Consider the following 10,761-nt stretch of genomic DNA (forward strand, 5'->3'; position numbering starts at 1 on the left):
GCACCGATTGACCTCCCCGTCGGGTCACGGGGAGCCGCCACCGTGAGGGGGACGTGGGGTCCCCTCGGCGGCAGGGAAAGAGAGACGGGCCACGGCAGCCGGCCGTGGCCCGTCTTTCATGCCCCCACCGAACCCGGTTACATGCCCTTTGCAACTCCCGTGTATTGCCTGTGAGTTGAGTCAAGCCGCTGTCACCCGCAATACAACAGGCGGCCATTGAAGGGTCACGCGAAGGCCCTGTTCGGCAATGCGGAAGTCAGGATTCCAGCAGCCTCTTGTTGTCGCGTACCCAACAAAGGATTCTCTTCGCGGGCCGCCGCCCCGCCGCCGGGGAACCCGTACCGACGGCGAACGCACCAGATCGCACCCGCACCGCCCCTGTTCCCACCCCAGTTCCGGAACTCAGGAGGCTGCACGTATGCGTTCCACTCCCCCCAACAGAGCGTCCCACCGCGGCAGCTGGCGCCGCATCGGCGCCGCCGCAGCGGCCACGGCCGCACTGGTCTTCGCCAGCTTCGGCACCGCCGTCCAGGCCGACGCGGCACCTTCCGTCTCCTCGAAGGTGACCTACACCGCGACCCCCTGTGCCACCCCCAAGCACAAGGGCGAGCTGGCCTGCAACTCCTACCGCGTCACCGGCGGCCTCACCGCCTACCAGAAGCAGCAGGCCGCGAAGACCGGCATCACCCCCAAGGCCGCCGACGCCTCCACCCCCTCCGGCTACAGCCCGACCAACCTCCGGTCGGCCTACGGCCTGACCTCCGCCGCCGCCTCCAACGGCTCGGGGGAGACCATCGCGATCGTCGACGCGTACAACGACCCGAACGCCGAGTCCGACCTCGCGACCTACCGCTCGTACTACGGCCTCTCCGCCTGCACCACGGCCAACGGCTGCTTCAAGAAGGTCAGCCAGACCGGCTCCACCACCTCGCTGCCCTCCTCCGACGCCGGCTGGTCCGAGGAGATCTCCCTCGACCTCGACATGGCCTCCGCGATCTGCCCGAACTGCAAGATCCTGCTCGTCGAGGCCACCAGCGCCACGATGGCCAACCTGGGCACCGCGGTGAACGAGGCGGTCACCCTGGGCGCGAAGTTCGTGTCCAACAGCTACGGCGGCAGCGAGTCCTCCTCCGACACCTCGTACGACTCCTCGTACTTCAACCACACCGGTGTCGCCATCACCGTCTCCGCCGGTGACAGCGCCTACGGCTCCGAGTACCCGGCCGCCTCCCGCTACGTGACCTCGGTCGGCGGCACCAAGCTGTCCACGTCCTCCACCACCCGCGGCTGGACCGAGACGGTCTGGAAGACGTCCAGCACCGAGGGCACCGGCTCCGGCTGCTCCTCCTACGACGCCAAGCCCAGCTGGCAGACCGACACCAGCTGCACCAAGCGCATGATCTCCGACGTCTCCGCGGTCGCCGACCCGGCCACCGGCGTCTCCGTCTACGACTCCTACGGCGTCACCGCCGGCTGGTACACCTTCGGCGGCACCAGCGTCTCCGCGCCGATCATCGCCGGTGTCTACGCGCTCGCCGGCACCCCGGCCAGCGGCACCTACCCCGCCCAGTACCCCTACGACTACGCGGGCACCTCGTCCCTCAACGACGTGACGAGCGGCAACAACGGCACCTGCTCGGTCTCGTACTACTGCACCGCCACGACCGGCTACGACGGCCCGACCGGCTGGGGCACCCCCGAGGGCATCACCGCCTTCGCCAACTAGTCCGGCTCCTGCCTCTCACGGGTCGCGGCAACCAGCCGCGGCCCGTTCGTCATGAGAACATCGGGACGGTGGCTTTCACCCGACTGGCCGTCAAGAACCCCGCCAGGCCGTGAGAGAGGTCAACGACGGAACCACACCACAGGTTCCGCCCACCCCTCATTGCCCGGCGTGACCTGCCGTGATACACAGAGTGACCGTACGATACCTTCGTACGAAACCCGCCAATCAATGACGTCAAGTCGACATACTCCGGCGGCGTTGTCGGCGACAATGATGCGTGACCTCTGCACTCGGCAGGGGCGGACAGAACTACCCACCAGGGGCGGTGACTTACATGTTCCTTGCGGCCGACAAGGGAGACATCAACACCATCATCGGCGGAATCGCTCCGGACTGGGGGCCTTTCGGCAGCCTGGGCAACGAAGCGAAGACGATGATCCAGGTGGTCATGGCCGTCGCCATCCTGATCTGCCTCGGCATCGCCGTCTGGGGTGCCGCCAAACAGCGCATCGGCGCCACAGCCCTCCGCGACACCTTCAGCGCCGAACAAGGCAAGGGCCTCATCATCGCCGGCCTGACCGGAGTCTTCATCATCGGCTCACTCGGCACCCTGTTCACCATCGTGTACGGCATGGCCGTCTAGCCGACCTGCACCTCCCTTTTCACCGCCCCGAGGTTGCGTTTCCCTGATGTCGAGTCACCACACCGCGCCCGCGCGGGAACCAGCACGGCTACCGTCGTACTGCTACGCGTTCCGGTACGACGTGGAGGGGGAGTACCCGGCATGAGCCTCGGAGACGAGCCCGGTTACCCGGAGACCGGCCACACCCGCACCCGCCTGCCCGAGGACCCGTACGGCGGCGCCGGCCGCCGCGGCGGCCGGTCCTCCTCCCGGAGCCTGGTCACGGTCGTCGGCGTGGTCGTCCTCCTGATCGCGGCGATCGCCTTCGCGAACAGAGGCGGCGGTGACGAGCCCTCGAACAGCGCCGACACCGGCAGCACCGCCAACGGCAGCCGGCCGGTGACGTCCTCGACGGCGGCGAGCGGGACCAAGCCGGTGACGACCAAGAGCCAGGGCATCCCGACGGGCTTCGCCCACAGCGAGCAGGGAGCGCAGAGCGCGGCCGCCAACTACGCGACCGCGCTGGGCTCCGACGGCATGTTCAACACGGCCAGACGGCACGCGATCGTGCAGACCGTCGCCGACCCCGGCGTCGTGAACAGCATGCAGTCCGGCTTCGACAGCGACTACTCGGCCGACTTCCTGACGAAGGCCGGCCTCACCACCGACGGCACGGCCCCCAAGGGCAGCACCTTCGTCAGCCGTACGCTGCCGGCCGGCACCACGGTCACGTCGTACAGCGACAGCGCCGCCACCGTCGAGGTCTGGTGCAACGGCCTGTTCGGCATCGCGAGCCAGACCTCCACCCACCCCGTCACCAGCAACTGGTTCACCGTCACCCTGAAGCTGAACTGGAGTGACGGCGACTGGAAAGTCCTGGCATCCAGCCAGAAGACCGGCCCCACCCCGGTCAACGGGGACACCCCCGTGTCCGGATCCGACGAGATCAGCAAGGCGGTCCAGGAATTCGGAGGGTTCACCTATGCCCGCTAGCCAGCACCGCGTGCTCAAGCTGACCGGCCTGGTGGCCTCCGCGCAGGCCTGCGCCGTCCTCCTGGCCACCCGCGCCTTCGCGGACCCGTCGCCGAGCGCCTCCCCCTCCGTGAGCCCGTCCGCCACGGCGAGCAGCAACAACTGCGCGGGCATGAGCGGCCCCTCCCTGCAACTCTGCGAGAGCGGCTCCGGCGGCAGCGGCGGCGCCTCCACCACCGACCCCCTCACCTCCACCCTCGACCCCCTCACCTCCCTCGGCCAGGGCTGCGCCAAAGCCGCCTCGTGGACCATCGACAAGCTCAGCGGTGCCGTCAAGGAGACCGCCAACGTCGACTTCACGAACGAGAAGTTCCTCCAGCAGTACGCCGTGGTCTTCGCCGCGTCGACGATCCTCACCCTCCTGCTGTGGCTGCTGGCCGTGGCGAAGCGCGCGGTGCGCGGGGTCCCGCTGACCACGGCCATCTCCGAGGCCGTCGGGTTCCTCTGGCTCACCGTCCTGGCCTCCGCCTTCACCCCCCTGATCCTCTACACCGTCGTCTCCGCCACCGACGGCGTCACCGACGTCCTCGCCAAGACCACCGGCGACCAGACCAACACGTTCTTCGGCACCTTCTCCGGCGCCCTCAGCAAGGGCACCGACATCGGCGGCGGCCCCATCATGCTGATCGTCGTCTCCCTGGTCAGCATCCTCGCCGCCGGCGTCCTCTGGCTGGAGCTCGTCATCAGGGCCGCCCTGCTCTACGTCGGCGCCCTCCTCGGCACCGTCGTCTACGCCGGCCTCGTCGACAAGAACCTGTGGGGCCACGTCCGCCGCTGGGCCGGCATCATGATCGCCGTCATCCTCGTCAAACCGGTCATCGTGATAGTGCTGGGCCTCGCCGGCGCCCTGTCCTCCGACGGCGGCCCCGACGCCTTCTCCGCCGTCGTCTCCGGCCTCGCCATCATCCTGCTCGCCATCTTCGCCAGCGCGATGATCTACCGCTTCGTCCCCGGCTTCGGCGACGAGATCGCGGCCGGCCGCAGCAACCGCATCATGCAGGGCGCCGAAGGCAAGGCCGCCGCCGTCATCAGCAGCCCCGCCAACCTCGTCGCCCAGGGCATCAGAACCCACAGCGCCCGCGCCGACAACAACGGCGGCGGGGGCGGGGGTTCCGGCTCCTCCGGTGCCCGCCCGTCCAACCCCGCCTCGGGCGGCGTCGCCGCGCACAGCACGCGCACCCCGAACGGTGGCGGCGGCGGAACCGTCCCCTCCGCCGCACCCGCACCGCGCGCGCCCAGCCCGGCGAACACCCCGCATGCCAGCAACACCCGCAACAACAGCTCGGGAGGTGAAGGGCGTTGACGACCGAGTCCCACCTGTCCCATCCGATCACGCCCCGCCGTACGTATCTCATCGGCCGCGCCCGGCCGAACGCGATCATCGGCAGGAACCGTGAGTCCGGCGAGATCGCGCTCATCATCGTGGGCGCGTTCCTCGGCATGATGTGCGGGCTCCTCGTCCCGGTCCTCTCCCTGCGGATCGTGCTGCTCATGGGCTTCCCGCTGATCGCGCTGGCCGCGGTCTACGTGCCGTACAAGCGCCGCACGTTCTACAAGTGGTTCGAGATCAACCGCAGTTACAAGCGGAACCTGCGCAAGGGCACCGTCTACCGCTCCACCGCCGCCGAGGCCGGCACCCGCCTCGACGGCCGCGAGGTCGAGATCGGCCCCCCGCCCGGCATCGGCCGCATCACCTGGCTCGCCGCCCCCTTCGGCCCCGACGAGATCGCCGTACTCCTGCACGCGGACCGCAAGACGGTGACAGCGGCCATCGAGATCGAGGGCCCCGGCGTCGGCCTGCGCGACTCCGAGGACCAGGAAGCCCTCGTCGACCGCTTCGGCACCCTCCTCAAGCACGTGGCCAACGGCGACGGCTTCGTCACCCGCCTCCAGATGCTCGCCCGCACCCTCCCCGCCGACCCCGACGCCCACGCCAAGGACGTCACCCAGCGCGGCGACGACAAGGCCCCGGCCTGGCTGACCCGCTCCTACGACCAGCTCCAGTCCATGGTCTCCACCAGCAGCGAGCAGCACCGCGCCTACCTCGTCGCCTGCATGCACTACTCCCGCGAACTGGCCGCCGAGGCCCAGGCGATGGCCCGCGCGGCCCGCCCCCAGGCCGGCCGCAAGCTGGACCGCGACGCCGGTCTCGCGGTCGTCATGGCCCGCGAGCTCACCGACATCTGCTCCCGCCTCCAGGAGGCGGACATCCGCGTCCGCCAGCCCCTCGGCCAGGGCCGCCTCGCGTCCCTCATCCACTCCATGTACGACCCGGACCACCCCATCGACCACATCCAGGCGATGACCCAGCGCAACGCCTGGCCTGCCGAACTGGACGCGATGGAGCCGACGTACCTCCAGGCGAAGACCCGCGAGTCCGCCACCCGGGAACCCTGGTGCCATGCCACGGCCTGGGTGAAGGAGTGGCCGATGACCCCGGTCGGCGTCAACTTCCTCGCCCCGCTCCTGGTCCACACCCCGGACGTCATCCGCACCGTGGCGGTCACCATGGACCTCGAACCCACCGAGGTCGCCATCGAGCGCATGCTCACCGAGAAGACCAACGACGAGGCGGAGGCGTCCCGCGCCGCCAAGATGAACCGGACCGTCGACCCCCGCGACATCGCCGCCCACACCCGCCTCGACCAGCGCGGTGAGGACCTGGCCAGCGGCGCGGCCGGCGTCAACCTGGTCGGCTACATCACCGTCTCCTCCCGTACCCCGGAGGCCCTCAACCGCGACAAACGCACGATAAGGGCGTCCGCCGGAAAGTCGTACCTGAAGCTGGAGTGGTGCGACCGCGAGCACCACCGCGCCTTCGTGAACACACTTCCCTTCGCCACCGGAATCCGAAGGTAGAGGCTGATGCGCTGATGAGGGACCCGCTGTCCGTCCTCACCGAAGCCTTCACGTCCTTCCTCTTCGGGAAGGTCGAGACGACCCGCTCCCCGGTCCGCACCTCCACCGGCCAGGCCCAGGCGGTCTACCTCCCCACGGCCGCCCCCGGCCTGGGCGACTCGGGCGTGATCATCGGCCGCGAGGTGTACTCCGGCAAGGGCTACATCTACGACCCGTTCCAGCTCTACGGCCAGCAGCTCCCGGCCCCGCACTGGCTGGTCCTCGGCGAGTCCGGCAACGGCAAGTCGGCCCTGGAGAAGACCTACGTCCTGCGGCAGCTGCGCTTCCGCGACCGCCAGGTCGTCGTCCTGGACGCCCAGGGCGAGGACGGCGTCGGCGAGTGGAACCTCATCGCGGAGGAGCTGGGGATAACCCCCATCCGGCTCGACCCGATGGCGGCCCTCGACCACGGCATCCGCCTCAACCCGCTGGACCCGGCCATCACCACCACCGGCCAGCTGGCGCTGCTGCGCACCATCATCGAAGTCGCGATGGGCCACGGCCTCGACGAACGCTCCGGCTTCGCGCTCAAGGTCGCCCACTCCTACGTCAACGAGACGATCCTCGACCGCCAACCCGTCCTGACGGACATCGTCGAGCAACTACGGCACCCCGAACCGGAGTCGGCCGAGGCGATGAACGTCGCCCTGGACGACGTACGGGCCTGGGGCCTGGACGTCGCCCTGGTCCTGGACCGCCTGGTCGACGGTGACCTGCGCGGCATGTTCGACGGCCCGACCACGGTCGGCATCGACCTCGACGCCCCCCTCATCGTCTTCGACCTCTCCCACATCGACCGCAACTCCATCGCCATGCCGATCCTGATGGCGATCGTCGGCGTGTGGCTGGAGCACACCTGGATCCGCCCCGACCGCAAGAAGCGCATCTTCCTGGTGGAAGAGGCCTGGCACATCATCGCCAGCCCGTTCGTGGCCCAGCTGTTCCAGCGGCTGCTGAAGTTCGGCCGACGGCTCGGCCTGTCGTTCGTGGCGGTGGTGCACCACCTGTCCGACGTCGTCGACGGCGCGGCGGCGAAGGAGGCCGCGGCGATCCTGAAGATGGCCTCGACACGGACGGTCTACGCCCAGAAGGCGGACGAGGCCCGCGCGACCGGCCGCGTCCTCGGCCTGCCCCGCTGGGCGGTGGAGATCATCCCGACCCTCACCCCCGGCATCGCCGTCTGGGACGTCAACGGCAACGTCCAGGTGGTCAAACACCTGGTCACCGAGACGGAACGCCCGCTCGTCTTCACGGACCGCGCGATGACCGAGTCGTCCAGCGACCTTCTGCTGTCCGGGGACGACGCCCTGGTCGCGGCCGAACTGGAGGCGGAACAGCGGGCGGCGGCCTTCGTGGAGCAGCACCTCGGCGACTCCGAATCGACGGTGGCGTAGGGAGGACCGTCCGTGAGACCGGACCCTCGGCAGGAGCACGAACAGCGGGGCGGCGGGATTCCCGACGGCCTGCTGGTCGGCATACTCGGGTTCCTGCTCGGCATCACGATCCTGGTGTGGACGGCGACGGGCCTGGCGGCCTGGTTCGCCCACGGCAGCTGGCCGTCGACGATCCGCCTCTCCCGCACCCCGCTCGCGATGCGCCACCTCGTCGGCGCCCCGCACGACATCACGGGCGCCTGGCCGGACACACCGGCGGCCCAACTGGCGGGCTGGGGGCTGTTCTGGGGCCTGTTCATCGGCCAGCTGATGGTTCTGGTCGTCCTCACCGTGTTCGTGCTGGGAACGGTGACCCGGTGGCGGGCCGGGAGGAGAAGACGGGCCGCCACGGCGGCGACGGAGAGCAGACGGGCGGCCGCGGTTCCGGAGCCCCGCATCGAGCCGGAAACGGTCCAGGAGATGGTCCAGGAGATGGTCCAGGGCACGGGCCAAGGGACGGTCCAGAGGACAGGCCACGGGACGGCGCGCCCGATGGAGCCGGCGCTCCCGACAGCAGTCGCGGAGCACCCCCTTGCCGAGCAGAGCACGGAGGCCGCCCACCCCGCCCCCGGCGGCGACCTGCCGAGCGTCTGGACCAGGATCCACATCGCACCGCGGGAAGGCCGCCAGGCCACCGCGCTGCAGGCGATCCAGGACGCGCTCGGCCCCGCCCTCGTCGTCACCTCGAACGCCGCCCTCTGGGCGGAGACGAAGGACGCCAGAGCAAAACTCGGCCCCGTCCTCCTCTACGACCCGAACCACCTCTGCGACACCCCCGCCCGCTTCCACTGGTCCCCCACCGCCCACTGCGAGGACAAGCACACCGCGATCCGGCGCGCCCAGGCCCTCCTCACCCCGGTCAAACCCACCGCGAAGATCGACCAGACGGTCGCCGACACGGCGGAAACCCTCCTGCGCAGCTATCTCCACGCCGCCGCTCTGGAGAACCGCACGGTCCGCCACGTCCACCGCTGGGCACAGGGCACCGGCGTCCAGGACGCCGTACGAACCCTCCGCACCCACCCGAAAGCCGCCCCCGGCGCCGCCGGCGAGCTGGAAGCCGCCCTCACGTCCCACCCCGACCGCCGCGACATCGCACAGGAGTTGACGGCCCGGGCGCTCGCCGCCCTCTTCACGGTCAACATCCGCGAGGCCTGCACACCCAACCGATCCGATGCCCTCGCCCTGGATTCCTTCGTCTCCGAAGGGGGCACGCTTTATGTGGTCGGTGAATCCATCGAGGACCCCAGGACCAACCCGGGCGCGATGCCCCTCCTGACGGCCCTCGTCTCCAGCGTGGTCGAGCACGGCCGGCGCATGGCCGAACGGTCATCCTCCGGTCGGCTCGACCCACCACTGACCCTGGTCCTGGACGACGTGGCGGCCGTGGCTCCGCTCCCCCAGCTCCCCGACCTCCTGGCCGCCGGCCCCGACCAGGGCCTGCCGACCCTCGCCCTCCTCCGCTCCCACGAACAGGCCCGCGCCCGCTGGCCGCACCGGGAACTGCCGTAGACGAGACCGGGGCCGTCTAGGCCGGCCACTCCAGAACGAACTCGATCTCGGTCTCCGCCTTGTCCTTGAAGAACGGCACGACCACCCCGCTCGGCACGAAGCCCGCCTTGCGGTACGCCCCCTGGGCCCGCGGGTTGTCCGCGTGCACCATCAACCGCACCCGCTCCGCGCCCCGCCGGCGTGCCCACTCCACCCCGGCGTCGAACAACGCCTTGACCAGTCCGGTCCCCCGGTGCTCGGGCCGGACGAACACCCCCACGACATGCCCCTGCCGCCGCTCGACCGGGAACCCGGCCCAGTCCGTCGTCCCGGCCTCCTCGACCAGCACGGTCACTGTTCCGGCCCACTCCCCGTCCGCCGCCACCGCGACGAACTGCCGCGCGCCACTCGGCTCCTCGGCCGAACGCGCCGCCCGCTCCTGATAGAACGAGTCGGGCCGCTGCAGGGCCTCGTCATAGGTCTCCAGGAACGCGATGTCCGCCACCGGGTCCCGCAACGCGGCGAGCCGCAACCGCTTGACGGCCTCCCACTCGTCCGCCCGTATCGCCCGAATCACGTAATCACCGCTGGCCGTAGCACTCATGCGGCCACGCTAGCGTCCACCGTCCACCTCGCTCACCTTGTTTGTCAGTGCCGCCGTCTACGGTGGGCGCCATGACGACTCTCCCGAACCGTCCGAACACCGCCCTGCTGATCGTGGACGTGCAGAACGGGGTGGTGGACAGCTCCCACAACCGCGACGAGGTCATCGCCAACATCAACGCCCTGCTGGCCAAGGCCCGTTCCGAGGCGGTCCCCGTCGTCTGGATCCAGCACTCCAGCGACGAGCTGAAGCCGGACAGCGCCCCCTGGCGGTACGTCCCCGAGCTGGTCCGCGAAGCGACCGAGCCCCTCGTTCACAAGCGCTACGGAGACTCCTTCGAGGACACCGAGCTGGAGTCCGTGCTCGCCGAACACGGTGTGGGCCGCGTGGTCGTCACCGGTGCCCAGACCGACGCCTGCATCCGCTCCACTCTGCACGGCGCGATGGTCCGCGGCTACGACGCCACCCTGGTCGCCGACGCCCACACCACGGAGGACCTCACCGCCTACGGCGCGCCGGCCCCGGAGCAGGTCATCTCGCACACGAACCTCTACTGGAACTGGCAGGAGGCTCCGGGCCGAAAGGGCGGCACGGTCGATACGGCGGACATCACCTTCTGACGCCCTGCTGGCAAACGCGAAAGAGCCCCACACCGTGAGGTGTGGGGCTCTTTCTCAATATTTGTTCGGCGGCGTCCTACTCTCCCACAGGGTCCCCCCTGCAGTACCATCGGCGCTGTAAGGCTTAGCTTCCGGGTTCGGAATGTAACCGGGCGTTTCCCTCACGCTATGACCACCGAAACACTATGAAACAGACAACCCGACCGCTATAAAAGCGGGGCTGTTCGTGGTTTCAGAACCAACACAGTGGACGCGAGCAACTGAGGACAAGCCCTCGGCCTATTAGTACCGGTCACCTCCACCAGTTACCTGGCTTCCAGATCCGGCCTATCAAC

9 protein-coding genes and 1 rRNA gene are annotated in these 10,761 nt (G+C 69.6%); 8 read left to right on the top strand and 2 right to left on the bottom strand.

The window, feature by feature from the left end; translation table 11 throughout:
- Positions 1–418: 418 nt before the first annotated feature.
- The 7 genes from AB0P24_RS08995 to AB0P24_RS09025 all read left to right on the top strand — a co-directional run bounded on the left by AB0P24_RS08995 (position 419) and on the right by AB0P24_RS09025 (position 9,223).
- The gene (locus AB0P24_RS08995) at positions 419–1,726 is read left to right on the top strand and encodes a S53 family peptidase (protein WP_365791698.1); all 1,308 of its coding nucleotides are present in this window, start codon (positions 419–421) and stop codon (positions 1,724–1,726) included.
- A gap of 334 nt (positions 1,727–2,060) precedes the next feature.
- Entirely contained in the window at positions 2,061–2,369 is a 309-nt protein-coding gene (locus tag AB0P24_RS09000) for a hypothetical protein (RefSeq protein WP_181804900.1), read from the top strand.
- Between the two features lie 141 nt (positions 2,370–2,510).
- Complete coding sequence (locus AB0P24_RS09005; RefSeq protein ID WP_365791700.1) at positions 2,511–3,341, top strand: hypothetical protein; 831 nt, start codon at positions 2,511–2,513, stop codon at positions 3,339–3,341.
- A complete protein-coding gene (locus tag AB0P24_RS09010) occupies positions 3,331–4,683 on the top strand; it encodes a hypothetical protein (protein WP_365791702.1) in 1,353 nt (450 codons plus the stop codon). Before AB0P24_RS09005 ends, AB0P24_RS09010 begins: the two co-directional genes overlap by 11 nt.
- On the top strand, positions 4,680–6,239 hold the full coding sequence (locus tag AB0P24_RS09015; protein ID WP_365791704.1) for an SCO6880 family protein: 1,560 nt from the start codon (positions 4,680–4,682) through the stop codon (positions 6,237–6,239). Before AB0P24_RS09010 ends, AB0P24_RS09015 begins: the two co-directional genes overlap by 4 nt.
- Positions 6,240–6,253: 14 nt before the next feature.
- Complete coding sequence (locus tag AB0P24_RS09020; RefSeq protein WP_365791706.1) at positions 6,254–7,672, top strand: ATP-binding protein; 1,419 nt, start codon at positions 6,254–6,256, stop codon at positions 7,670–7,672.
- Between the two features lie 12 nt (positions 7,673–7,684).
- Complete coding sequence (locus AB0P24_RS09025) at positions 7,685–9,223, top strand: type VI secretion protein (RefSeq protein WP_365791708.1); 1,539 nt, start codon at positions 7,685–7,687, stop codon at positions 9,221–9,223.
- A gap of 16 nt (positions 9,224–9,239) precedes the next feature.
- Here the strand turns inward: AB0P24_RS09025 and AB0P24_RS09030 are convergent, their stop codons facing one another.
- Positions 9,240–9,806 carry a GNAT family N-acetyltransferase gene (locus AB0P24_RS09030; protein WP_365791710.1) on the bottom strand — a complete coding sequence of 189 codons (567 nt, stop codon included), beginning with the start codon at positions 9,804–9,806 and terminating at the stop codon, positions 9,240–9,242.
- Positions 9,807–9,877: 71 nt separating this feature from the next.
- Here AB0P24_RS09030 and AB0P24_RS09035 point away from each other — a divergent pair, with 71 nt between their 5' ends.
- Positions 9,878–10,426, top strand: a complete 549-nt coding sequence (locus tag AB0P24_RS09035) for an isochorismatase family protein (RefSeq protein WP_365791712.1) — start codon at positions 9,878–9,880, stop codon at positions 10,424–10,426.
- Positions 10,427–10,489: 63 nt separating this feature from the next.
- Here the strand turns inward: AB0P24_RS09035 and rrf are convergent.
- Positions 10,490–10,606 (bottom strand): 5S ribosomal RNA (rrf, locus tag AB0P24_RS09040).
- Positions 10,607–10,761 lie beyond the last annotated feature (155 nt).

It is taken from the genome of Streptomyces sp. NPDC086519, from assembly GCF_040686075.1.
Lineage (GTDB): Bacteria > Actinomycetota > Actinomycetes > Streptomycetales > Streptomycetaceae > Streptomyces > Streptomyces shenzhenensis.

Excerpts from the sequence above, each read along its gene's own strand:
- AB0P24_RS09000 (WP_181804900.1), top strand. The coding sequence starts at position 2,061 with ATGTTCCTTGCGGCCGACAAGGGAGACATCAACACCATCATCGGCGGA.
- AB0P24_RS08995 (WP_365791698.1), top strand. The coding sequence starts at position 419 with ATGCGTTCCACTCCCCCCAACAGAGCGTCCCACCGCGGCAGCTGGCGC.
- AB0P24_RS09020 (WP_365791706.1), top strand. The coding sequence starts at position 6,254 with ATGAGGGACCCGCTGTCCGTCCTCACCGAAGCCTTCACGTCCTTCCTC.
- AB0P24_RS09030 (WP_365791710.1), bottom strand. The coding sequence starts at position 9,806 with ATGAGTGCTACGGCCAGCGGTGATTACGTGATTCGGGCGATACGGGCG.
- AB0P24_RS09035 (WP_365791712.1), top strand. The coding sequence starts at position 9,878 with ATGACGACTCTCCCGAACCGTCCGAACACCGCCCTGCTGATCGTGGAC.
- AB0P24_RS09010 (WP_365791702.1), top strand. The coding sequence starts at position 3,331 with ATGCCCGCTAGCCAGCACCGCGTGCTCAAGCTGACCGGCCTGGTGGCC.
- AB0P24_RS09005 (WP_365791700.1), top strand. The coding sequence starts at position 2,511 with ATGAGCCTCGGAGACGAGCCCGGTTACCCGGAGACCGGCCACACCCGC.